This is a genomic window from Pseudomonas sp. Root71, from assembly GCF_001429045.1.
GTDB classification, from domain to species: domain Bacteria; phylum Pseudomonadota; class Gammaproteobacteria; order Pseudomonadales; family Pseudomonadaceae; genus Aquipseudomonas; species Aquipseudomonas monachiensis.
The window spans coordinates 149,381-172,141 of sequence record NZ_LMHY01000026.1; the positions used below are offsets into that span (position 1 = coordinate 149,381).

Here is a 22,761-nt window from a genome sequence, read left to right on the forward strand (position 1 = left end):
CCAGCAGGAAGTGACCACCTCCTGAAAGGGTCAGGGCCCTCTCAGGAGATAAGGTTAGTCAGAAATCAGGACTTCTTGTCGTCTGCCGCTTTATCAGTCGGTTTGGCGATCAGGGCCTTGAGTTCGTCGCTCATCGGGAAGTTCAGGTTCAGGCCTTTTGGCGGGATTGGTTGCATGAACCATTTTTCGTAGATCTTGTTGATCTCGCCCGATGCGTAGGTGGCCTTGATGGCGTCATCCACAGCCTTTTTGAACGGCTCGTCGCCCTTGCGCACCATGCAGCCGTAGATTTCGTAGGACTGTGGAGTGCCGGTCACGGCCCAGTCGCTTGCCTTCTTGGCCTTGGCGGCTTCACCAGCCAGCAGGGCGTCGTCCATCATGAAGGCCACTGCGCGGCCGGTTTCCAGCATCTGGAACGACTCGCCATGGTCTTTGGCGGAGATGACGTTCATGCCCATCTGTTTGTCGGCGTTCATCGCCTTGAGGATGCGCTCGGACGTGGTGCCGGCGGTGGTCACGACGTTCTTGCCGGCCAGGTCAGGGAAATCCTTGTACTTGGAGTCTGCCTTGGACAGCAGGCGAGTACCGATTTCGAAGATGCCAACGGAGAAGTCAACTTGTTGCTGACGCTCGACGTTGTTGGTGGTGGAACCGCACTCCAGGTCCACGGTGCCGTTCTGCACCAGCGGGATACGGGTTTGCGAGGTGACCAGGTTGTACTTGACCTGAAGGTTCGGCATGTCGAGGTCTTTTTTCAGCGCTTCGACGACTTTCAACTGGATGTCGTGGGAGTAGCCGACCGGTTTGCCGGAAGCATCCGCGATATAGGAAAACGGAATGGAAGCGTCGCGATGGCCCAGGGTGATGGTGCCGGACTCTTTGATCTTCTTCAGGGTGCCGGTGAGTTCGGCGGCGAAAACTGGCGTGCTGATCAGAGCGGCAGCAATGGCTGCGCCCAGGATATGGGGAACGATGCGCATCAAATTTTCCTCGACTTTGTTTTTTTTATGGAGCCAGTTCATCGGCCCTTTTGTGCTGCAAAACACCTGAGCGCTATTGAGAGTCGGCGCAAAGGACATTCGTCGAAGAAGTGTAGAGCATGACTCGTGCCAGACCAGTCGAAATTGATCATGGCATTGATTTGTAAGGGAATTAAATATTTTTTGCGTTGAAATTTCAGTGAGATGATCCGGTTAACCGAACTGACTCGCGGGTCGCGTTCGGAAAACCGAATGGTGGCAGGGTGCTACCCGATCATCAGCTGTACTTGCGCTTGTCCGGCGCTGGCGGGAAGTACTGGTACAACCAGGTTTCACTCAGGGTGCGGTCGTTGGTGCGGATGAATAGACGCAGTTCGACAGGCTCGACGCTGTCATTGGTCGGGTACCAGTCAAACAGGATGCGGTAGCCCTTGATGTCGTCGAGCTTCAGTATGCTGAAATCCTTGACCTCGCCGTTCGAGCAGGTAACGACCGGCTCGATACCCGTACCTTCGGGCAAGCGGTCCAGGCCGCCGCCGGTGAAGTCCACGGCAAAGCGCCGCGCCCACACCGGCGGGTAATGCTCGCCTGGCGCCCAGCCTTCGGTGAAGCCGCCCATGCCCGAACGGGTCGCGTTGACCCGTGCCAACGGCGTTCCGACTGGCGGCAATGCGCTCCAGTAGAGCTTGTAGCCGTAGTTCAGCGAATCCCCCGCAGCCACCGGTTTCTTCGGCGTCCAGAAGGCGACGATGTTGTCCATGGTCTCGCCGGTGGTCGGGATCTCCAGCAGATCGACCGAGCCTTCGCCCCATGAGGTGGTTGGTTCGACCCACAGGCTCGGGCGGCGGCTGTACCAGTCGACGGTGTCCTGATAGCTGGCGAACTCGTGGTCGGTCTGTACCAGGCCGAAACCTTTTGGGTCGGTATCGGCGAAGGCATTGAATTGCAGGGTAGCCGGGTTGTTCAGCGGGCGGCAGATCCACTCGCCGTTGCCGCGCCACATCGCCAGGCGGTCGGAGTCATGGATTTGCGGGTGAATGGTGTCGCACATGCGACGCTCGTGGGTGCCGCAACTGAACATGCTGGTCATCGGCGCGATGCCCAACTGGTCGATGGCGGTCCGGGCGTTGACATGGGCGTCGATCTCCATCACCACGCGCTCGGCCTGGCAATCGATATCGAAGCGGTAGGCACCGGTGGCGCTCGGCGAGTCGAGCAGGGCGTAGACCACGAAGCGGGTGCTGTCCTTGTTCGGTGTCTCGAACCAGAACTTGGTGAAGTCCGGGAATTCCTCACGTTTTTTGGCGTAGGTATCGATCGCCAGCCCGCGGGCCGACAAGCCGTACTGGCCGGTGGCGTCCACCGCGCGGAAGTAACTGGCGCCGAGGAAAGACACGACATCGTGCTTGTCCAGTTCCGGGGCCTTGAACAACTTGAAGCCGGAGAAGCCCAGGTCGCCCTTGAGCTGTGCGGTGTCGACCGTGGTGTTTTCATAGTTGAACAGCGACGGGCGGAAATGCACCTCGCGGGCCATCCGGGTTTTCGGATCGACGCTGTACATGCGCACCGGCTGCTTGAAGCCCATGCCGACGTGGAAGAACTGCACGTCCAACTGGCCCTTGAGCTCTTTCCACAACGAATGATTGCCGTCGTAGCGGATCGCATTGAAGTTCTGCGGCGTCATGGTCGCCAGGGTCGGCGGCAACTGCTGCTTGGTGTCCTGGTAGCGATTGCTGGCGAGCTGCTTGGCCTGGAGCTTCAGCGCCTCGAAATCGAACACGGTAGCCTCGCCATCAGCGGTGCCACTGCTGGCGGCCCAGGCCTTGGCGGCCAACAGACCCGTGGCGGACAAACCGGTGTAGGCCGCGATGGCCATGGAGGCTTTGAGCAAGTTCCTGCGGTGCATAAATACAACCTGTCGTGAGCAATCCCGCGCCGTTCCTGGCACGTGCTGGATCGGAAATATCGGTTCGGACATGCCTTCGGCCAAACACAACGGACTTTTAAACAGATGCCCGACAGCTTAAACCGTTCGATTGCAGAGCAAAATTGATTGATGGCATTGCGCTGGCTCGGCAATGAAACAAGACATGTCGGGAAACAATTCCGACAGGGGTTTCTGATTTACAGGGCATTTCTGCTTTTTTCGACTAATTACTCTAAAAACCGCTTTTCAGCGCCCGGAATATTTCTATTCTGTGCACATGACCGGTTTATGCCCGAAAGACCGGTGCGGTTCAGTCGGCACGATGCGGCTGCTGAATAGGGGGAGGGCGATGCGGTTTTTTGCAGTTTTCTTTGACGTTTAGAAGGACATCGTCCATGTCGAAAGTACAAGGCATCACCGAAATGTTGGTAATCTTTCCGTGTCTGGCCCTGGGGCGACGAAGACGCCGGCTCAATAGCGAGGAAATGAAACTGGTGGAACGCTATCGGGAGCTGTCGGAGAGCGACAGGATCGCGATGAGGTATCTGGTGGATGCGATGAGGAGTGTTTCGAGGTTTTGAAACAATGGGGCATCCCGTCCTGGCTGGATGCCCTCATCTACCAATCCTGGGAACGCTCGGATCGCTGATGCAGCACGCGCAGAACTTGTACCTGGCCTTGGGAAAATCGGTAAGGGGCGATAAAGGGAAAACGGCCAAGTACCAACTCTCGGACATCGGGCATGCCTGAAGGCCTGCCCGAGCCGGGAAACTGTTCCAACAGTTCAAAGGATTGCAGCATCGTGGAAATGATTTCGAGAGCGGCTTTTGCGCCAACTACCTTTCGGTAGTGTTCGTGGATGGCATCGAGATCGCTATCGGCTTTTTCAGTCAGTACTACGCTCGGCACGTTTTGCCCACTTAGCCTTCACGGCATCCAGATCGGTGAGTTTCCCTGCGTCGGCATCGGCGATGCCGTCACTGATGGCTTGCAGATGCCAGGACTCGGCTTCCACATATCGAACCAATGCACGCTTGAGATGGTACTGACGATCTCTGTCGGTCGCCGCAGCCAATAAATCCAGCTGCTGTGCCAATTGTTCTTCGACGCGAAAAGACAAAACGGGTGAGGCCATGATGGCTCTCCTAAGGTGTATACGCTGTAAACGACGTAAACACCCTAGGCCGAGCCAGGGTTTTCGTCAACCGCAGGCGTGCATGGGTTGCACGAAACTCTAGTGCGGCGAACACGAACGAGAGAGAGGGATGTGTTGCCAGATGCTAACGCAACGAGATGGGGTTAACCGACTCAACCCCCGTCGGGGTGATATCCATATTCAATCCTTGTTGGTTTTTTTAGATCACCCCGGCACCACGACGGCACCGGGGCGAATGCCGTTACCGGCTGACTTTCCAGGCATCGCCCGCCGGGGCGGTGCCATGGTCATAGGGTTTGGCGATCCACATGTAGAGCAGGCCCAGGCCAATGACGATGGCGGTACTCAGCACCATCGCGTAGTTGATGTACCACGCGGCATCCGGGGTGCGTGGCCAGGCCATGTTGATGATGGCGCCGACACCATAGACCAGCGCGCCGATGTTCACCGCCCAGCCCCAGGGGCCGAGGGTGAATTTGCCGCTCGGTTTCCAGCCCTTCATGCGGGCGTACAGGGCTGCGAGCACGATCATCTGGAACGCCAGGTAGATGCCGATGGCCGCGAAGCTGACGATGGTGGCGACCGCGTCCTGCAGGAAGAAGCCGAGGATGATGATGAGCGCCGGCAGGACACCGGAGACGAACAGCGCGGCAACTGGAACCTGAGTCGTAGGGGAAATCTTCTTCAGCAGTCGGCTGCCGATGACCATTTCATCACGGGCGTATGAATACAGCAGGCGACTGGCCGCTGCTTGCAGGCTGATCACGCAGGAGATGAAGGAAATCATCACCACGCCCATCACCACTTTCGAACCGATCGGGCCGAAGGCGTTGTTGAGGATGGTGGTGACCGGGTCTTTGTCGGTGCCGTTGATCACCGCTTGCATGTCCGGTACGGCCAGGATCAGCGCCAGGCAGGCGAACATCGCCGCGATGCCGCCGATGTAGATGGTCATGCGCATGGCCACCGGGATTTTCTTGCTCGGGTTCGGGGTTTCTTCGGCCACGTCGCCGCAAGCCTCGAAGCCGTAGTACAGGAACATCCCCGCCAGCGACGCGGTGAGGAACGCCGGCAGGTACGAGCCGTCGACGCTGATATCGAAGGTGTTGAACAACACGCTGATGGGTTGATGACGCTCGAAAATCAGCAGGTAAACGCCGACGATCACCGCGCCCACCAGCTCGCACAGGAAGCCGAACATGGCAATGCGCGCCAGCACTTTGGTGCCGCTGAGGTTGACCAGAGTGGCGAACAGCGTCAGGAACAGGGCGATGATGATGTTGGTGTTGTTGCTCGGTTCAAAACCCATCATGGCGGCGAGGTACGGACCGGCACCGACCGCAACGGCGGCGATGGTTACGCACAGGGCGATGGAGTAGATCCAGCCGACCATCCACGCCCAGCGTTTGCCCACCAAGCGGCGAGCCCAGGGGTATACGCCACCGGAAATCGGGAACTGCGAAACCACTTCGCCGAAGATCAGGCACACCAGCAGTTGGCCGCAACCGACCAGCAAGTAAGCCCAGAACATAGGTGGCCCGCCTGCGGCCAGGCACAGGCCGAACAGGGTATACACCCCGACCACCGGGGACAGGTAGGTGAAGCCCAGGGCGAAGTTTTCCCACAGGCTCATGCTGCGATTGAAGTTGGAGGTGTAACCGAGTTTGCGCAGTTGCTCGGCATCGCTGTCGGCAAGGGCTGCAGAGAGATCGGGTGATGCACTCATGTGTTATTGCTCCGGAAAATCGGCAGATTTCGGATGTCCGAAACCGTGGCGGGGCCTTGGGGGCGCCGCCCGGATCGGTGGTTATTGTTTTTTTAAGTTGCGGTGAATCCTTGGTGTAAATCGCTGACATCATCCGTGTGTCTGCTGAAAAGATCGCAGCCTGCGGCAGCTCCTACAGGGTGTACGGCGCTCTTTGTAGGAGCAGCCGCAGGCTGCGATCTTTTCGCGGTTAATGCTTGAACATCACGTGCCGCACAACGGTGTAGTCCTCCAGCCCGTACATGGACATGTCCTTGCCATAGCCGGACAGTTTCTGACCGCCGTGGGGCATTTCGCTGACGAGCATGAAGTGCGTGTTGACCCAGGTGCAGCCGTACTGCAGGCGAGCCGACAGGCGATGGGCGCGGCCGACGTCGGCGGTCCACACGGAAGAGGCCAGGCCGTAGTCCGAATCGTTGGCCCAGCCCAGCACCTGCGTTTCATCGCTGAACCTGGTCACCGAGACCACCGGCCCGAACACTTCGCGGCGCACGATTTCGTCGTCCTGCTGCGCATCGGCCAGTACCGTCGGTTCGAAGAAGTAGCCGTTGCCCTCAACCGCCTTGCCGCCAGTGATCAAGCGAATGTGCGGCTGGGCGATGGCGCGTTCGACGAAACCGGTTACGCGGTCGCGGTGTTGCGCGGTGATCAGCGGGCCGAGCTCGGTCGACGGATCATCCTGCAAGCCGTACTTGATACTGCTGACGGCGGCGCCGAGTTTTTCCACGAATTTGTCGTAGATGCCCTCCTGGGCATAGATGCGGCAGGCAGCGGTGCAGTCTTGCCCTGCGTTGTAGAAACCGAAGGTGCGGATGCCTTCGACGGCGGCATCGATGTCGGCGTCGTCGAAGATGATCACCGGGGCCTTGCCGCCCAATTCCATGTGCATGCGCTTGACGCTGTCGGCGGTGCTGGAAATGATGTTCGAGCCGGTGGCAATCGAACCGGTCAACGACACCATGCGCACTTTCGGGTGGGTCACCAGCGGGCTACCGACCGTAGGACCACGGCCGAACACCAGGTTGAGTACACCGGCCGGGAAGATCTCCGACGCGAGCTCGGCCAGGCGCAGGGCAGTCAGCGGGGTTTGTTCCGACGGCTTGAGCACCACAGTATTACCGGCGGCCAAGGCCGGGGCGATTTTCCAGGCGACCATCATCAGCGGGTAGTTCCACGGTGCGATGGAAGCGATCACGCCCACCGGGTCGCGGCGGATCATCGAGGTGTGCCCCGGCAGGTACTCGCCACCGGCTGAACCGCTCATGCAGCGGCTGGCGCCAGCGAAGAAGCGGAACACGTCGGCAATCGCCGGGATCTCGTCGTTCAGCGCAGCGCTGTAAGGCTTGCCGCAGTTGTCCGATTCCAGTTTCGCCAGCTCTTCGCCGTGGGCTTCGATGACATCGGCCAGTTTGAGCAGCAGCAGCGAGCGCTCTTTCGGCGGGGTATGCGACCAGCTGTCGAACGCGGCGTCGGCGGCGCGTACGGCGGCATCGACCTGGGCTTCGCTGGCTTCGTTGATTTCCACCAGTACACGACCCAGGGCCGGGTTGAATACGGGTTGGGCGGGGCCTTCGCCGTTGAGCAATTGGCCGTTGATCAAGAGTTTGGTTTGCATGTTTATCTCCTCTGAATTCTTTGTGTAGGGGGGATGTCAGTTACTTGCCACCACTCCCCGCAACGCTCTCACCACCCCGGGTCAGGTAATAGGCACCAAGAATCGGCAGCATGGTCACGATCATCACCAGCATCGCCACGACGTTGGTCACCGGCACGTCCCGTGGGCGGCTGAGCTGGTTGAGTAGCCACAGCGGCAGGGTGCGTTCATGGCCGGCGGTGAAGGTGGTGACAATGATTTCGTCGAACGACAGGGCAAACGCCAGCATGCCGCCGGCCAGCAGCGCCGAACCAAGGTTCGGCAGGATGATGTAGCGGAAGGTCTGCCAGCCGTCGGCGCCGAGGTCCATCGAGGCCTCGATCAAACTGTGGGAAGTGCGGCGCAAGCGAGCGATGACGTTGTTGTAGACGATCACCACGCAGAAGGTCGCGTGGCCGACGATGATGGTGAACATCCCCGGTTCGATTCCCAGTGTCTTGAAGGTCGCCAGCAACGCGATCCCGGTGATGATCCCCGGCAGGGCGATCGGCAGGATCAGCATCAGCGAGATGCCTTGCTTGCCGAAGAAGTCCCGGCGATACAGCGCGGCCGAAGCCAATGTGCCGAGGACCATGGCGATCAGCGTGGCAATCGAGGCGATCTGCAACGACAGCTTGATCGCTTCCAGTACATCTGGCCGCGAGAACGCCACGCCGATCCACTTCAAGGTGAAACCCTTGGGTGGAAAGCTGAACGCCGCGTCTTCGGTGTTGAAGGCGTACAGGAAGATGATCAGGATCGGGAAGTGCAGGAACACCAGCCCGCCCCAGGCCGCTATGCGTAGCCCGAGGGATGCCTGCCCTTGAGATGAAGAGTCAGAGCGCATCGAAGGCCCCCAGTCGTTTGACGATGGACAGGTAGATGGCGATCAGTACGATCGGCACCAGGGTGAAGGCAGCGGCCATTGGCATGTTGCCGATCGCGCCTTGCTGGGCGTACACCATGCTGCCGACGAAGTAGCCGGGCGGGCCCACCAGTTGCGGCACGATGAAGTCGCCCAGGGTCAGCGAGAAGGTAAAGATCGAACCGGCGGCAATGCCCGGGATCGACAGCGGCAGAATCACTTGCATGAAGGTCTGGCGCGGCTTGGCGCCGAGGTCGGCCGACGCTTGCAGCAACGAAGGCGGCAGGCGTTCCAGCGAGGCCTGGATCGGCAGGATCATGAACGGTAGCCAGATGTAGACGAACACCATGAAGCGCCCCAGGTGCGAGGTCGACAAGGTGCTGCCGCCCACCCCCGGAATCCCCAGAACGAACTGCAGGACCGGTTCCAGCCCCAGATGCTGCACGAACCACTGCGCCACGCCGCCCTTGGCCAGCAGCAGTGTCCAGGCGTAGGCCTTGACGATGTAACTGGCCCACATCGGCATCATCACCGCGATGTAGAAAAACGCCTTGGTCTTGCCGGTGGTGTAGCGCGCCATGTAGTAGGCAATCGGGAACGCGACAATGGCGCTGGCAATCGACACCACAATCGCCATGCCCAGGGTGCGCAGGATGATGTCGAAGTTTGACGGCTGGAACAGTGCGGTGAAGTTCGCCAGGGTCAGGTCGGGGGTGACCGCCATGGTGAAGTCGTCGAAAGTGTAGAAGCCTTGCCACAGCAGCGTCAGCAACGAGCCCAGGTAGATCGCGCCGAACCACAGCAACGGCGGCACCAGTAGCATCGACAGGTACAGGTTCGGCCGGCGATACAACAGGTTGGAAAACCTGCGCAACGGCGAGCCGCCCGACGAGGATTGTGAAATAGCCAAGGTGCTCATCTCACACCCCGCCGGCAAGGGTGTCGTGCAACTGGACCATGGCTTCCCGCGCCCAGCGTGCGCTCAGACGCTGGCCGGTCTGATGTTGCGCGCTGCTGTCGATCCACTGATTGTTGGCCTGGCTGATGTTCAGGGTCTGGCCGTTTTCCAGTTTCAGTTCGTAGCGGGTGGCGCTGCCCTGGTACTGGATGTCGTGGAGCAAACCGCTGACTTCGATCTCGTGGCTGGCCAGCGGGCCTTCGGCGAAGCGCACGTGCTCCGGGCGAATTGAAAATGGCTGCGGATTGCCACTGAGTTGCTTGGCCAGGTCGCCGCGAATCACGTTGGAGGTGCCAACGAATTCCGCCACGAAGGTGGTGGCCGGTTTCATGTACAGGTTGCGCGGGCTATCGACTTGTTCGATGCGGCCCTTGTTGAACACGGCCACCCGATCGGACATCGACAGCGCTTCGGTCTGGTCGTGTGTGACGAAGATGAAGGTGATGCCGAGCTGGCGTTGCAGCTTCTTCAACTCGCCCTGCATTTGCTCGCGCAACTTCAGGTCGAGGGCGCCGAGGGGTTCGTCGAGCAGCAGCACCCGTGGACGGTTGACCAAGGCGCGGGCCAGGGCCACACGCTGGCGCTGACCGCCGGAGAGCTGCACCGGCTTGCGCTCGCCGTAGCCGCCGAGGGCGACCATCTCCAGGGACTCTTCGGCACGCTTGAGGCGCTCGACCTTGCCGATGCCTTTGACTTTCAAGCCGTAGGCGACGTTGTCGCGCACGTTCATGTGCGGGAACAGCGCGTAATCCTGGAACACGGTGTTCACGTCGCGCTGGTAGGGCGGCAGGTGGGCGGCCTCTTCGCCGTGAATACGGATGGAGCCCGTGCTCGGTTGTTCAAAACCGGCGATCAGGCGCAAACAGGTGGTCTTGCCCGAGCCGGACGGCCCCAGCATTGAAAAAAACTCGCCGTCCTGGATGTCGATGGAAACCCGGTCTACGGCTTTCACTTCGCCGAATAGACGGGAGACGTTGGTGAACTGGACTGCAAGCGTCATGGTGCGGTGCTCCCAAAAGGCGCGCTTTCTTTCAACGGAATCGAGTGTGCTGTGAAAAGATCGCAGCCTGCGGCAGCTCCTACAGATTTTGCATAGGGCGCCACATTTGCGGTGCATGCGATCGGCGTAGGAGCTGCCGAAGGCTGCGATCTTTTGATCTGGTCAGGGGATCAACGACCGCCCATGATCGCGATGTAATCCTGGGTCCAGCGGCTGTACGGCACGAATTTGCCGCCTTCAGCCTGCGGGGTTTTCCAGAAGGCGATCTTGTCGAACTGGTCGAAACCGTTGGTCTTGCAGCCTTCGGCACCGAGCAACTCACTGCCCTGGCACGCCGCCGGCACCGCTGGCAACGAGCCGAACCAGGCCGCTACGTCACCCTGGACTTTCGGTTGCAGCGACCAGTCCATCCACTTGTAGGCGCAGTTGGGGTGCTTGGCTTCGGCGTGCAACATGGTGGTGTCGGCCCACCCGGTGGCGCCTTCTTTCGGGATGGTCGAGGCGATTGGCTGCTTCTCGTTGATCAGGCCGTTGACCTGATACGGCCAGGCACCGGAGGCGACCACGCCTTCGTTCTTGAAGTCGCTCATTTGCACAGTGGTGTCGTGCCAGTAGCGGTGGATCAGCGGCTGCTGGGCGCGCAGCAGATCGAGCACGGCCTTGTACTGGGCTTCGGTCAGTTCGTAGGGGTTCTGGATACCCAGTTCCGGTTTGGCGGTCTTCAGGTACAGCGCTGCGTCGGCGATGTAGATCGGGCCGTCATAGGCCTGTACGCGGCCCTTGTTCGGCTTGCCGTCCGGCAGGTTTTGCGCGTTGAACAACACGCCCCAGCTGGTGGGCGCGGACTTGAACACGTTGGTGTTGTACATCAGCACGTTCGGGCCCCACTGGTACGGGGTGCCGTAGGTCTGCTTGTTGACAACGTACCACGGTGCATCTTTGAGGCGCGGGTCGAGATTCTTCCAGTTCGGGATCAACGCGGTGTTGATCGGCTGCACACGCTTGCCGACAATCAGGCGCAGGGACGCGTCGCCGGATGCGGTGACCAGGTCGTAACCGCCCTTGGCCATCAGGCTGACCATTTCATCGGAGGTGGCCGCCGTCTTGACGTTGACCTTGCAGCCGGTCTCCTTCTCGAAACCGGTCACCCAGTCGTAGGCCTTGTCGCTCTCGCCACGTTCGATGTAGCCGGGCCAGGCCACAATATCCAGTTGGCCTTCGCCCGCCCCGACAGCTTTGAGCGGCTCGGCGGCCTGGACACTGGCGCTGGCCAGCAGCGCGGTAGTGATTGCACTGAGCAGTGCGGTCTTGTGCACGAACATGGGAATTCCCTCTTCTTCAAATTATGGTCGGGGCAGTTGTGAACGTGGTGAAGCATGCCGTTGGTGGCTTGTTATTAGCGTAGTCAGAGATGCTCGCCATGGCGGGCCATGATGTGCCGCACCACGCTGTAGTCCTGAAGCGAATCGCTGGACAGGTCTTTGCCGTAGCCCGAACGTTTCAGGCCGCCATGGGGCATTTCGCTGACCAGCATGAAGTGGCTGTTGATCCAGGTGCAGCCGTACTGCAAGCGCGCCGCGACCTGCATGGCCTTGTCGAGGTTTTGGGTCCAGACCGAGGAGGCCAGGCCGTATTCCGAATCGTTGGCCCAGTCCACCGCTTGTTCCAGCTCATCGAAGCGGGTCACGGTGACCACCGGCCCGAACACTTCGCGCTGGACGATCTCGTCACTTTGCTTGCAGCCGGCGAGCAGGGTCGGCTGGTAATAGAAGCCGGCACCGGAGTGCACCGCCGCGCCGGTCACCCGCTCGATGTGCGGCTGGCCCAAGGCACGCTCGACAAAACTGGCCACGCGGTCACGCTGGCGGGTGCTGATCAGCGGGCCGATTTCGTTGTCGGCATCGCGCTTGCCGGCGAAACGCAGGCTGCTGACGGCCGCACCGAGCTCGGCCACCAGGCGGTCATGAATCCCGGCCTGGGCATAAATGCGGCAAGCGGCGGTGCAATCCTGGCCGGCGTTGTAGTAGCCGTAGGTGCGCACGCCTTCGACCACGGCCTGAATGTCGGCATCGTTGCAGACGATCACCGGAGCCTTGCCGCCGAGTTCGAGGTGGGTGCGTTTGAGTGTCTTCGACGCGGCCTGCAGAATCTTCTGGCCGGTGACGATATCGCCCGTCAGCGACACCATGCGGATCTTTGGATGGCTCACCAGATGGCTGCCGACGCCTTCGCCGCCACCGCAAACGATGTTGATCACTCCCCGTGGCAGGATCTCGGCCAGTGCCGGGGCCAGGGCCAGGATCGACAGCGGCGTGTGTTCCGATGGCTTGAACACCAGGGTGTTGCCCGCGGCGAGGGCCGGGGCGATTTTCCACGCGGCCATCATGATCGGGTAGTTCCACGGCGCAATCGACGCCACGACCCCGATAGGATCGCGCCGGACCATGCTGGTGTACCCCGGCAGGTATTCGCCGCTGAGCTGGCCGGTCTGGCAACGCACGGCACCGGCGAAGAAACGGAACACGTCGACCGTGGCACTCAAGTCGTCCTGACGGGCCAGGTGCAACGGCTTGCCACAGTTCATGGATTCGAGGCGGGCCAACAGGTCGGCGTTTTTTTCGATGGTGTTGGCGATTTCCAGCAGCAGGTTCGAACGCTGCTGCGGCGTGGTCCGTGACCAACCGGCAAAGGCACGGTGGGCGGCGAGGATCGCGGCTTCGACTTGCTCGGTGCTGGCTTCGGCGATCCGGGTCAGGACTTCCCCGGTGGCGGGGTTGAGAATCGGCTCGACGCAGCCTTGACCGGCAACCAATTCACCATCGATCAACAATGCGGTGAACAACGGGGTCTGCGCGCCAGCCATTTTTCGGGTTCTCGTTTTTTGTGTGGCTTGTTGTGTAGACATGGCAGCGCTCCCTGTAACTGGGGCCCGGCCGTCTTTATTAGATGCACAAGACTAGTTCGCGGGCCCGAGGACAACAAATACTAAATACTGAAGGTGGCGTTCGATTAAATAGATGGCTTACGCCCGCCGTGGGGTTGTTCGCGGGCGACCGTCAGGAACGGGTCCACCAGCGCCGGTCGCGCGGTGCCGCGACGCCAGGCCAGGCCGACATCCAGGGTCTGGCTGAGGTCGGCGATCGGTCGCGCTTCGATGATGTCACCCTCCAGTGACCACGGGCGATAGGTCATGTCAGGCTGGATCGACACGCCCAAACCGGCGGCCACCAGGCTTCGCACCGCTTCGGTGGAGGCCGTGCGCAGGGTGATGCGCGGTTGCAGGGAGGCGGCCGACCACATGCGTTGGGCGTTGCGGTCCATTTCATCGACGTTCAGTTGAATCAATGGCTCGCGGGCCACGTCGGCGAGGTTGATGCTGTCGTGTTCGAGCAGCGGGTGCTGGGCTGGCAGCCATAGCCGGTGCGGCGAGTGGGTCAGGACTTCGGTCTGCAGGGCGTGGCGGTCTTCGAGGTTGGAGAGGATCAACACGCCGACATCGATCTCGCCGCTGACCAGCAAATGCTCGATGTACGGGCGCTCGTCTTCCATCACGCGGATTTCCACGTTGGGGTAGGCGCGCTGGAAACGGGTGAGCAGATCCGCCAGGTAATAACCGGCCACCAGGCTGGTCACGCCGACGATCAGTTGCCCGGCAACCTGGTCGGTGCTCTGTTGCAGGCTGCGCTTGGCATTATCCACCGTGGCCAGGATCAAGTGCGCCTGACGCAGGAACTGATGCCCCTGGTGGGTCAGGGTCATGCCCTTGGCGTGGCGGCTGAACAGGCTGACGCCGATTTCCTCCTCCAGTTGCTGGATCGCCAGGGTCAGGGTTGACTGGGAAATGAATGCGGTTTGCGCGGCGGCCGAGATCGAGCCGGTCTCGGCCACGGCGATGAAGTGACGGATCTGACGCAAGGTAATCATGGGAAAGCACCCGGTGGGCTGTTTTTATCGATTGGCGAGAGTGTATATCTTTTTTTTTGATAGGCCGTCGCAAGCGGCAATGGGCGCTGAGGCATGCAACATCTGGAAGCACTCTCGCCCATGGGGCGGGGGCACTTTCGTTTTAGGCTGGTGGTCTTGGTTTCAGGTTAAACGTCTTTTGGAGGCGGTAAATGAACACCCGTGGATTGCTCGATCAACTACTCAAGTCCGGCCAGGACCTGTTGCAGAACAAGGCCGGCAGCCCGCAGCAAAAGGGCGCGAGCGGTGGCACCAGCGCCCTCGGCAGTTTGCTCTCCGGTGCGAGTGGCGGGGCATTGGCGGCAGGTGCAATGGGTTTGCTGCTCGGCAGCAAAAAGGCCCGTAAAGTCGGGGGCAAGGTCGCGGTCTACGGTGGTCTCGCCGCGCTGGGCGTGCTGGCTTATAAAGCCTACGGTAACTGGCAGGCGCAGCAGGGCGATGCAGCCGCTACGGAACCGCAAACCCTGGACCGCGTACCGGCCGCGCAAGTCGAGCTGCACAGTCAGGCGATTCTCAAGGCGCTGGTGGCCGCGGCCAAGGCTGACGGTCATGTCGATGAACGTGAGCGCGCCTTGATCGAAGGCGAATTCACCCGGCTCGACAGCGACCGGGAACTGCAACACTGGCTGCACGCCGAGCTCAACAAGCCGCTGGACCCGAGCGATGTCGCCCGCGCCGCCCTCTCTCCGGAAATCGCCGCCGAGATGTACATCGCCAGCGTGATGATGGTGGACGAGGAAAACTTCATGGAGAAGGCTTACCTCGACGAACTGGCGCGGCAGCTCAAGCTGGAGCCGGGGTTGAAGGCCGAGCTGGAAAAGCAGGTTCGCCAGGCCTCCCTGTAAACCTTCAGGCTGCATTCGCGAGCAGGCTCGCTCCCACATCAAGTCTTCAGTGATCGCAGATTCTGCATACACCAGAGATTCAATATGGGAGCGAGCCTGCTCGCGATGGCGTTTTCAGCCACACCACCGCCCCTTTTCTGCCCAATCACCCTGGTACCCGTCCCGCCTTTTTTTGACGGGATGAGAAGCGGTGCGCATCCGTCTTATAAATGAAACACCGCCCTCGGCTATACTCCCCGCATTTCGAATCGGCCCCGAGGAATGACTGTGAAGAACTGGACGTTACGCCAACGCATTTTGGCGAGCTTTGCGGTAATTATCGCCATCATGTTGTTGATGGTGGTCGTCTCGTACTCCCGGCTGTTGACGATCGAAAACAGCGAGGCCAGCGTGCGTGAGGACGCTCTGCCAGGGTTGTATTACAGTTCGATGATTCGTGGCGCGTGGTCCGACAGTTATGTGCGCATTCAGGCCATTCTCGGCCTGGAGGAGGGGCAGAGTTTCACTGCCGAGGATGCCGCGAACTTCAAGGGCTTCGCTGATCGGTTGAAAGAGCAGATGGACCTCTACCGTGCAACGATGGGCGACGAAGAAGACAGGGTCGATTTCGCAGCGTTCGAAAAACTTCATGACGACTACCACCGGATTCTGGCCGCGGTGATCGAGTTGCATAAACGCAACCAGAGCGCCGCGGCCGTCAACATGTTCAACAGTGAACTGACCCCGACCTGGGCAGCGGGTCGAATGAAGGTCAATGACATCCTGCGTCATAACAAGACCGTGGCGGACACAGAAATCGCGGCCATTGATGATGCGGTGGTCACCGCCAAAGTCATCATGGGCATTTCCCTGGTGATCGCGGTGCTGGCCGCCGGTCTCTGCGGCCTGTTGCTGATGCGCGCCATCATGGCGCCGATGAACCGCATCGTGAAAATCCTCGAAATCATGCGCACTGGCGACCTCAGCAGCCGCCTGAACCTGGAACGCAAGGACGAATTCGGCGCGGTAGAGACCGGTTTCAACGACATGATGACCGAGCTCACTTCTCTGGTGTCCCAGGCCCAGCGTTCGTCGGTGCAGGTGACCACGTCGGTGACCGAGATCGCCGCGACGTCCAAGCAGCAACAAGCCACCGCCACCGAAACCGCCGCCACCACCACGGAAATTGGTGCGACCTCCCGTGAGATCGCCGCCACTTCCCGGGATCTGGTGCGCACCATGACCGAGGTCTCCACCGCCGCCGACCAGGCTTCCGTGGCTGCCGGTTCCGGTCAGCAAGGCCTGGCGCGCATGGAAGAAACCATGCACTCGGTGATGGGCGCGGCCGATCTGGTCAACGCCAAGCTGGCGATCCTCAACGAGAAGGCCGGCAACATCAATCAGGTGGTGGTGACCATTGTCAAGGTCGCCGACCAGACCAACCTGCTGTCGCTCAACGCCGCTATCGAGGCCGAGAAGGCCGGGGAATACGGACGCGGCTTTGCCGTGGTCGCCACCGAAGTGCGGCGCCTGGCGGACCAGACGGCCGTGGCCACCTACGACATCGAGCAAATGGTGCGCGAGATCCAGTCGGCGGTATCGGCCGGGGTCATGGGCATGGACAAGTTTTCCGAGGAGGTGCGTCGTGGCATGTCCGAGGTGCAGCAGGTCGGCGAGCAGTTGTCGCAGATCATCCATCAGGTCCAGGCGCTGGCGCCGCGGGTGCTGATGGTCAATGAGGGCATGCAGGCCCAGGCCACCGGTGCCGAGCAGATCAACCACGCGCTAGTTCAGTTGGGTGATGCCAGCAGTCAGACCGTCGAGTCTCTGCGCCAGGCCAGTTTCGCCATCGATGAGCTGAGCCAGGTGGCCGTCGGGCTGCGCAGCGGCGTTTCGCGATTCAAAGTCTGATGAGCGAAATCACGGCCAAACGCTCTGTCGTGAAGCAGGCGCTGCATGCCTTGTTTCTGGTGTTTCGCATCGGCAACGAGCGCTATGCCTTGAAGGCTGTCGAAGTGGCTGAAGTGCTGCCGCGCCTGCCGTTAAAGCCAATTCCCCATGCTCCCGGCTGGGTCGCCGGGGTATTCGCCTATCGGGGCGCGGTGGTGCCGGTGATCGACTTGAGCGCACTGACCTTTGGCACGCCTGCACAGGCCCGTACCAGCACGCGACTGGTGCTGGTCAACTATCGCCCGGACGAAACCGCCGAGACCCAGCTGCTCGGGCTGATCCTCGAACAGGCGACTGACACCCTGCGCTGCGATCCGGCGGATTTTCAGCCCTACGGCCTGGACAATCGCCAGACGCCTTACCTCGGGCCGGTGCGCAAGGACGAGCAGGGCTTGTTGCAATGGGTTCGGGTCGGCGATCTGCTGGACGATCAGGTACGCGCCTTGTTGTTCCCCTCGCCGCCAATGGATCCGGCACTGCTGCAGGAGCGGCCATGAACAGCGACCAGCGTTTTTTCGACTTCCTCAAGGAAACCATCGGGCTCGACGTGACCTCGGTAGGGCCGGCGATCATCGAGCGAGCGGTGCGCCAGCGCAGCATCGTTGCGCAAGCCGTGTCGGCCGATGAATATTGGCGCACCCTGCTGGGCTCGCGGGACGAGCAGCAGGCGTTGATCGAAGCGGTGATCGTTCCGGAAACCTGGTTCTTTCGCTACCCGGAGTCCTTCGTCACCCTGGCTAAACTCGCGAGCAAGCGTCTGGCCGAGATCAACAACCTGCGTGCATTGCGGATTCTCAGCCTGCCGTGCTCCACCGGCGAAGAACCGTACTCGATCGCCATGGCGTTGCTCGATGCCGGGCTCAAACCGCACCAGTTCAAGGTCGACGGCCTGGACGTCAGCCCGTTGTCAGTGGAAAAAGCCCGGCGTGCGTTGTACGGCAAGAATTCCTTCCGGGGGGACGACATTGCGTTTCGCGATCGCCATTTCATCGCCGAAGGCGAGAGCTATCGCCTCGATCAGCGGGTGCTCGAGCAGGTGCGCCTGCAGGTCGGCAACCTGCTGGACCCGGCCTTGCTGGCCGGTGAGCCGCCCTTCGATTTCGTGTTTTGTCGCAACCTGCTGATCTATTTCGACCAGCCGACCCAGAAGCAGGTCTTCGAAGTGCTCAAGTGCCTGACCCACGTTGACGGCGTGCTGTTTATCGGACCGGCCGAAGGCAGTCTGCTGGGGCGTTTGGGGATGCGCTCGATCGGGATCCCGCAGTCCTTTGCGTTCAGTCGACAGGGGACTGCGGACCCTGATCCCTTGCCGGTATTCGTTCCTGCACCGCTGCCAGTGCCGCAACCGTTGCGCAATCCACCGCCTGCGCCAGTGCGCAGCCGTCCGTTTGCCCAGGTTGCGCCGCTGCGGCCGGCGCCTGCCAACTCTGGCTCCGACACTGCCGCGCTGCTGGCCAATATCGCCGTGCTGGCCGATGAAGGCAAAAGCGCCGAGGCGCGAGCAGCGTGTGAAAGCTACTTGCGCAGTCATGAGCCGGTGGCCCAGGTCTTTTACTGGCTGGGACTGCTCAGCGATGTGGCCGGCAATACCCTGGAAGCCCAGGGTTTCTATCGCAAGGCGTTGTACCTCGAACCGCAACATCCTGAAGCGTTGATGCACCTGGCCGGGTTGCTGCAGGCCCAGGGCGACGCGATGGGAGCCAGACGATTGCAGGAGCGTGCCGCCCGCAGCGCACGCGCCGCCGACAGTGAGCGTAAACGATGATCGCCGCCGACACCTTTAGCGTCACCCGGGATGCCCAGGCCATCGACGATTGCTGGAATCGCATCGGTATCCACGGCGACAAGTCCTGCCCGCTGCTCAGCGAGCATATTCATTGCCGCAATTGTGCGGTGTATTCGGCGGCCGCTACACGCTTGCTCGATCGTTATGCATTGCTGCAGGAAGATCGCGGGACTGTGTCCGTCGCGGTTGAGAGCGAGGTGAAAACCCGCTCGCTGTTGATGTTCCGTCTGGGTGAAGAGTGGCTGGGGCTTGCGACCCGTAGTCTGGTCGAGGTGGCGCCGCTGCAAGCGATTCACTCTTTGCCGCATCAACGTTCCCGGGCCTTGCTCGGCGTGGCGAATGTGCGAGGCGCACTGGTTGCCTGCTTGTCGCTGGTGGAGCTGCTGGGGCTCGACGGCGCCAGCAGCGTGGCCACCGGTGCGCGGGTCATGCCGCGCATGCTGATCATCGCCGCCGATGGTGGACCGGTGGTGGTGCCGGTGGACGAAGTCGACGGGATTCACGCCATCGACGAGCGCACCCTCGATGCCGCATCGCGCTCGGGTACCCAGGCCAGCGCCAAATACACCCGTGGCGTGTTGCAATTCAAAGGTCGCAGCCTGCGCTGGCTGGATGAAGAACAGCTGCTGTCCGCCGTGACCCGGAGCCTTACATGACCCCCGAGCAAATGCGCGACGCCTCTTTGCTGGAGCTGTTCAGCCTGGAGGCCGAAGCCCAGACCCAGGTCTTGAGCGCCGGCCTGCTGGCGCTTGAGCGCGATCCGACCCAGGCCGATCAACTTGAATCGTGCATGCGTGCGGCGCACTCGCTCAAGGGCGCGGCGCGGATCGTCGGTGTCGACGCCGGGGTCAGCGTCTCCCATGTGATGGAAGATTGCCTGGTCAGCGCCCAGGAAGGCCGCCTGTTGCTGCGCCCCGAGCACATCGATGCGTTGCTGCAAGGCACCGATTTGCTGATGCGCATCGCCACGCCGAACAACAACCCGGAGGCTGCGGACATCGAGGCCTACGTGGCGTTGATGGCGCGGTTGCTGGACCCGGCGGCTCCGCGGGTTGCGCCTGCCGCGCCGGTGATGGCCGAACTTCAGCTTGAACCACCCGCGCCCAGGATCGAGCCGCCGACGCCTGCCGTCGAAGCGTCATCGGCGCCGGCTCCGCGCAAGACCAAACGCACCACTGAAAACGGCGAACGTGTGCTGCGTGTCACCGCCGAGCGCCTGAACAGCCTGCTCGATCTGTCGAGCAAATCCCTGGTGGAAACCCTGCGGCTCAAACCGCACCTGGCGACCATGCAGCGACTCAAGCGCATGCAGAGCAACAGCCTGCGCGCACTGGAGAATCTCAATGTGCATCTCAAGGACCACGCCTTGAGCCTGGAGGCCCGGGAAGCCCTTGAGGATGCGCGGCGTTTGCTCGCGCAATCACAGCAACTGCTCATGGAAAAGAATGCCGAACTCGACGAGTTCGCCTGGCATGCCAGCCAGCGGGCGCAGGTGTTGTACGACACGGCGCTGGCTTGTCGCATGCGGCCGTTCGCCGATGTGTTGACCGGGCAGGTGCGGATGGTCCGGGATCTGGGGCGCGACCTGGGCAAGCAGGTGCGCCTGGAAATTGAAGGCGAAAAGACTCAGGTCGATCGCGACGTACTGGAAAAGCTTGAAGCGCCGCTGACTCACCTGTTGCGCAACGCCGTCGATCACGGCATCGAAACCCCGGAGCAGCGATTGCTGGCGGGCAAGCCGGCTGAAGGTTTGATTCGCCTGCGCGCCTCCCATCAGGCCGGTTTGCTGGTGCTTGAATTGAGCGATGACGGCAACGGCGTGGATCTGGAAAAGGTCCGTCGCAGTATCGTTGAGCGAAATCTGTCGCCCGTGGAAACCGCCGCGCAGTTGAGCGAAGAGGAGTTGCTGACGTTCCTGTTCCTGCCCGGGTTCAGTCTGCGGGACACGGTCACTGAGGTGTCCGGTCGCGGCGTCGGCCTGGATGCGGTGCAGCACATGGTCCGGCAGTTGCGCGGTGCGGTGGTGCTGGAGCAGACGGCGGGCGAGGGCAGTCGTTTCCACCTTGAGGTGCCGCTGACCCTGTCGGTGGTGCGCAGCCTGGTGGTGGAAGTCGGCGACGAAGCCTATGCCTTCCCGCTGGCGCACATTGAGCGCATGTGCGACCTGGAGCCAGCGGATATCGTGCAGGTCGAAGGTCGCCAGCATTTCTGGCACGAAGGCCGGCATGTCGGCCTGGTGGCGGCCAGTCAGTTGTTGCAACGCCCGGCCAGCCAGAACAGCGGGCAAACCCTGAAAGTCGTGGTGATTCGCGAGCGCGATGCGATCTACGGCGTGGCCGTGGAGCGGTTTATCGGTGAGCGGACCTTGGTGGTGCTGCCGCTGGATGAGCGTCTGGGCAAGGTGCAGGACATCTCCGCCGGGGCCTTGCTCGACGACGGTTCGGTGGTGCTGATCGTCGATGTCGAAGACATGCTGCGTTCGGTGGAGAAACTGCTCAACACCGGTCGCCTGGAGCGCATTGCCCGTCACAGCAATCAGGTGGTCGAGGCGGCCCGCAAACGAATTCTGGTGGTGGATGATTCCCTGACCGTGCGAGAGTTGCAGCGCAAGCTGTTGCTCAATCGCGGCTACGACGTGGCGGTTGCGGTGGACGGCATGGATGGCTGGAACGCGCTGCGTTCGGAGGATTTCGATCTGCTGATCACCGACATTGATATGCCGCGCATGGACGGTATCGAACTGGTCACGCTGTTGCGTCGGGACAATCGCCTGCAATCGCTGCCGGTGATGGTGGTGTCCTACAAGGATCGTGAAGAAGACCGGCGCCGTGGACTGGATGCCGGGGCCGACTATTATCTAGCCAAGGCCAGTTTTCATGATGACGCCTTGCTCGATGCAGTGGTCGAGCTCATTGGAGGAGCGCGGGCATGAGGATCGCAATCGTCAACGACATGCCCATGGCGGTGGAGGCCCTGCGCCGCGCCCTGGCATTCGAGCCGGCCCACGAGGTGGTCTGGGTCGCCGGCAATGGTGCCGAAGCGGTGCGCCAGTGCGCGCTGGACACCCCGGACCTGATTCTGATGGACCTGATCATGCCGGTGATGGACGGTGTCGAGGCCACGCGGCGGATCATGGCCGAGACTCCCTGTGCCATTGTCATCGTCACAGTGGATCGCCAGCAGAACGTGCACCGGGTGTTCGAGGCCATGGGCCACGGTGCGCTGGACGTAGTCGATACTCCGGCGGTCGGTGCCGGCAATGCCCAGGAAGCGGCCGCGCCGTTGTTGCGCAAGATCTTGAATATTAGCTGGCTGATCGGCGACAAGGGCAATCGCCCGCGCCTGACGACGGCGCCATTGCACCGCTCGGGCTCACGCCAAAGCCTGATCGCCATTGGCTCATCCGCTGGCGGGCCGGCAGCGCTGGAGGTCTTGCTCAAGGGGCTGCCGCGTGATTTCTCTCCGGCGATCGTGCTCGTGCAGCATGTTGACCAGGTGTTTGCCGCCGGCATGGCTGAATGGCTCGGCAGCGCCAGCGGCCTCGACGTGCGCCTGGCCCAGGAAGGCGAGCCGCCGCAAAGCGGCACGGTACTGTTCCGGCACCAATCACCATATTCGTTTGCTGAAAAACGGCACGCTGGCCTACACCGCCGAACCGGTCAACGAGATCTACCGGCCATCCATCGATGTGTTCTTCGAGAGCGTGGCCAGTTACTGGAATGGCGATGCCGTGGGGGTTTTGCTCACCGGCATGGGGCGTGATGGCGCCCAAGGGCTTAAACTCATGCGCCAACAGGGCTACCTGACCATCGCACAAGACCAGGGCAGCAGTGCGGTGTACGGCATGCCGAAGGCGGCCGCCGCCATCGACGCTGCCGTGGAGATTCGCCCGCTGGACAAGATAGCGCCACGATTGCTGGAGATTTTCGCCAAATGAGCACCTTTTTCCTCATT

The 22,761-nt window shown here is 61.4% G+C and carries 19 protein-coding genes and 1 pseudogene; 8 read left to right on the top strand and 12 right to left on the bottom strand.

All coding sequences use genetic code 11. The features are described 5' to 3' along the window. Positions 1–65: 65 nt before the first annotated feature. A complete protein-coding gene (locus tag ASD95_RS19135; protein ID WP_046041277.1) occupies positions 66–980 on the bottom strand; it encodes a glutamate/aspartate ABC transporter substrate-binding protein in 915 nt (304 codons plus the stop codon). Between the two features lie 277 nt (positions 981–1,257). Continuing rightward, on the bottom strand, positions 1,258–2,886 hold the full coding sequence (locus ASD95_RS19140; RefSeq protein ID WP_056721089.1) for a glucan biosynthesis protein D: 1,629 nt from the start codon (positions 2,884–2,886) through the stop codon (positions 1,258–1,260). Between the two features lie 416 nt (positions 2,887–3,302). Between ASD95_RS19140 and ASD95_RS19145 the strand changes: the two genes are divergently transcribed. After that, positions 3,303–3,488 carry a hypothetical protein gene (locus ASD95_RS19145; protein WP_056721087.1) on the top strand — a complete coding sequence of 62 codons (186 nt, stop codon included), beginning with the start codon at positions 3,303–3,305 and terminating at the stop codon, positions 3,486–3,488. A gap of 37 nt (positions 3,489–3,525) precedes the next feature. Here ASD95_RS19145 and ASD95_RS28815 read toward each other — a convergent pair whose 3' ends face one another. The 10 genes from ASD95_RS28815 to ASD95_RS19190 form a co-directional block, all read right to left on the bottom strand. Beyond that, positions 3,526–3,816, bottom strand: coding sequence for a type II toxin-antitoxin system RelE/ParE family toxin (locus ASD95_RS28815; protein ID WP_082562882.1), 291 nt, complete (start codon positions 3,814–3,816; stop codon positions 3,526–3,528). Then, positions 3,794–4,042: a CopG family ribbon-helix-helix protein gene (locus tag ASD95_RS19150; protein ID WP_056721085.1), complete on the bottom strand. Its 249-nt coding sequence runs from the start codon at positions 4,040–4,042 to the stop codon at positions 3,794–3,796. The genes ASD95_RS28815 and ASD95_RS19150 overlap by 23 nt, the downstream gene beginning before the upstream one ends. 262 nt (positions 4,043–4,304) lie before the next feature. Further along, entirely contained in the window at positions 4,305–5,789 is a 1,485-nt protein-coding gene (locus tag ASD95_RS19155) for an APC family permease (protein WP_056721083.1), read from the bottom strand. 229 nt (positions 5,790–6,018) lie between these two features. Further along, the gene (locus tag ASD95_RS19160) at positions 6,019–7,443 is read right to left on the bottom strand and encodes a gamma-aminobutyraldehyde dehydrogenase (protein WP_056721081.1); all 1,425 of its coding nucleotides are present in this window, start codon (positions 7,441–7,443) and stop codon (positions 6,019–6,021) included. 40 nt (positions 7,444–7,483) lie between these two features. Beyond that, entirely contained in the window at positions 7,484–8,308 is an 825-nt protein-coding gene (locus ASD95_RS19165; RefSeq protein ID WP_056721079.1) for an ABC transporter permease, read from the bottom strand. Further along, complete coding sequence (locus ASD95_RS19170; protein WP_056721073.1) at positions 8,298–9,245, bottom strand: ABC transporter permease; 948 nt, start codon at positions 9,243–9,245, stop codon at positions 8,298–8,300. Before ASD95_RS19170 ends, ASD95_RS19165 begins: the two co-directional genes overlap by 11 nt. A gap of 1 nt (position 9,246) precedes the next feature. Further along, on the bottom strand, positions 9,247–10,284 hold the full coding sequence (locus ASD95_RS19175; protein WP_056721071.1) for an ABC transporter ATP-binding protein: 1,038 nt from the start codon (positions 10,282–10,284) through the stop codon (positions 9,247–9,249). Positions 10,285–10,454: 170 nt separating this feature from the next. Continuing rightward, the gene (gene ydcS, locus ASD95_RS19180) at positions 10,455–11,606 is read right to left on the bottom strand and encodes a putative ABC transporter substrate-binding protein YdcS (protein ID WP_056721069.1); all 1,152 of its coding nucleotides are present in this window, start codon (positions 11,604–11,606) and stop codon (positions 10,455–10,457) included. Positions 11,607–11,689: 83 nt separating this feature from the next. After that, positions 11,690–13,189 (bottom strand): gamma-aminobutyraldehyde dehydrogenase, encoded by a 1,500-nt coding sequence (locus ASD95_RS19185; protein WP_082562881.1) that lies wholly within the window; start codon positions 13,187–13,189, stop codon positions 11,690–11,692. A 104-nt stretch (positions 13,190–13,293) separates the two neighbouring features. Next, positions 13,294–14,208: a LysR family transcriptional regulator gene (locus ASD95_RS19190; protein ID WP_056721064.1), complete on the bottom strand. Its 915-nt coding sequence runs from the start codon at positions 14,206–14,208 to the stop codon at positions 13,294–13,296. 191 nt (positions 14,209–14,399) lie between these two features. Between ASD95_RS19190 and ASD95_RS19195 the strand changes: the two genes are divergently transcribed. The 7 genes and pseudogenes from ASD95_RS19195 (at position 14,400) to ASD95_RS19225 (ending at position 22,744) form a co-directional block, all read left to right on the top strand. Further along, entirely contained in the window at positions 14,400–15,092 is a 693-nt protein-coding gene (locus ASD95_RS19195; RefSeq protein ID WP_056721062.1) for a tellurite resistance TerB family protein, read from the top strand. A gap of 267 nt (positions 15,093–15,359) precedes the next feature. Continuing rightward, on the top strand, positions 15,360–16,982 hold the full coding sequence (locus ASD95_RS19200) for a methyl-accepting chemotaxis protein (protein WP_056721061.1): 1,623 nt from the start codon (positions 15,360–15,362) through the stop codon (positions 16,980–16,982). Further along, a complete protein-coding gene (locus ASD95_RS19205) occupies positions 16,982–17,518 on the top strand; it encodes a chemotaxis protein CheW (protein ID WP_056721059.1) in 537 nt (178 codons plus the stop codon). Before ASD95_RS19200 ends, ASD95_RS19205 begins: the two co-directional genes overlap by 1 nt. Continuing rightward, on the top strand, positions 17,515–18,786 hold the full coding sequence (locus ASD95_RS19210; RefSeq protein WP_056721057.1) for a CheR family methyltransferase: 1,272 nt from the start codon (positions 17,515–17,517) through the stop codon (positions 18,784–18,786). Before ASD95_RS19205 ends, ASD95_RS19210 begins: the two co-directional genes overlap by 4 nt. Then, on the top strand, positions 18,783–19,463 hold the full coding sequence (locus tag ASD95_RS19215; RefSeq protein ID WP_056721055.1) for a chemotaxis protein CheW: 681 nt from the start codon (positions 18,783–18,785) through the stop codon (positions 19,461–19,463). Before ASD95_RS19210 ends, ASD95_RS19215 begins: the two co-directional genes overlap by 4 nt. Then, positions 19,460–21,739: a hybrid sensor histidine kinase/response regulator gene (locus tag ASD95_RS19220; RefSeq protein WP_056721053.1), complete on the top strand. Its 2,280-nt coding sequence runs from the start codon at positions 19,460–19,462 to the stop codon at positions 21,737–21,739. Before ASD95_RS19215 ends, ASD95_RS19220 begins: the two co-directional genes overlap by 4 nt. After that, positions 21,736–22,744 (top strand): annotated as a pseudogene (locus ASD95_RS19225) (chemotaxis response regulator protein-glutamate methylesterase). The gene ASD95_RS19220 and the pseudogene ASD95_RS19225 overlap by 4 nt, the downstream one beginning before the upstream one ends. Positions 22,745–22,761: the final 17 nt, after the last annotated feature.

Bases quoted from the DNA above. Each gene is read 5' to 3' on its own strand.
- ASD95_RS19150 (WP_056721085.1), bottom strand. From the start codon at position 4,042: ATGGCCTCACCCGTTTTGTCTTTTCGCGTCGAAGAACAATTGGCACAG.
- ASD95_RS19165 (WP_056721079.1), bottom strand. From the start codon at position 8,308: ATGCGCTCTGACTCTTCATCTCAAGGGCAGGCATCCCTCGGGCTACGC.
- ASD95_RS19185 (WP_082562881.1), bottom strand. From the start codon at position 13,189: ATGTCTACACAACAAGCCACACAAAAAACGAGAACCCGAAAAATGGCT.
- ydcS (WP_056721069.1), bottom strand. From the start codon at position 11,606: ATGTTCGTGCACAAGACCGCACTGCTCAGTGCAATCACTACCGCGCTG.
- ASD95_RS19170 (WP_056721073.1), bottom strand. From the start codon at position 9,245: ATGAGCACCTTGGCTATTTCACAATCCTCGTCGGGCGGCTCGCCGTTG.
- ASD95_RS19155 (WP_056721083.1), bottom strand. From the start codon at position 5,789: ATGAGTGCATCACCCGATCTCTCTGCAGCCCTTGCCGACAGCGATGCC.
- ASD95_RS19220 (WP_056721053.1), top strand. From the start codon at position 19,460: ATGACCCCCGAGCAAATGCGCGACGCCTCTTTGCTGGAGCTGTTCAGC.
- ASD95_RS19190 (WP_056721064.1), bottom strand. From the start codon at position 14,208: ATGATTACCTTGCGTCAGATCCGTCACTTCATCGCCGTGGCCGAGACC.
- ASD95_RS19140 (WP_056721089.1), bottom strand. From the start codon at position 2,886: ATGCACCGCAGGAACTTGCTCAAAGCCTCCATGGCCATCGCGGCCTAC.
- ASD95_RS19195 (WP_056721062.1), top strand. From the start codon at position 14,400: ATGAACACCCGTGGATTGCTCGATCAACTACTCAAGTCCGGCCAGGAC.
- ASD95_RS19135 (WP_046041277.1), bottom strand. From the start codon at position 980: ATGCGCATCGTTCCCCATATCCTGGGCGCAGCCATTGCTGCCGCTCTG.
- ASD95_RS19205 (WP_056721059.1), top strand. From the start codon at position 16,982: ATGAGCGAAATCACGGCCAAACGCTCTGTCGTGAAGCAGGCGCTGCAT.
- ASD95_RS19145 (WP_056721087.1), top strand. From the start codon at position 3,303: ATGTCGAAAGTACAAGGCATCACCGAAATGTTGGTAATCTTTCCGTGT.
- ASD95_RS19175 (WP_056721071.1), bottom strand. From the start codon at position 10,284: ATGACGCTTGCAGTCCAGTTCACCAACGTCTCCCGTCTATTCGGCGAA.
- ASD95_RS19160 (WP_056721081.1), bottom strand. From the start codon at position 7,443: ATGCAAACCAAACTCTTGATCAACGGCCAATTGCTCAACGGCGAAGGC.
- ASD95_RS19215 (WP_056721055.1), top strand. From the start codon at position 18,783: ATGATCGCCGCCGACACCTTTAGCGTCACCCGGGATGCCCAGGCCATC.
- ASD95_RS19210 (WP_056721057.1), top strand. From the start codon at position 17,515: ATGAACAGCGACCAGCGTTTTTTCGACTTCCTCAAGGAAACCATCGGG.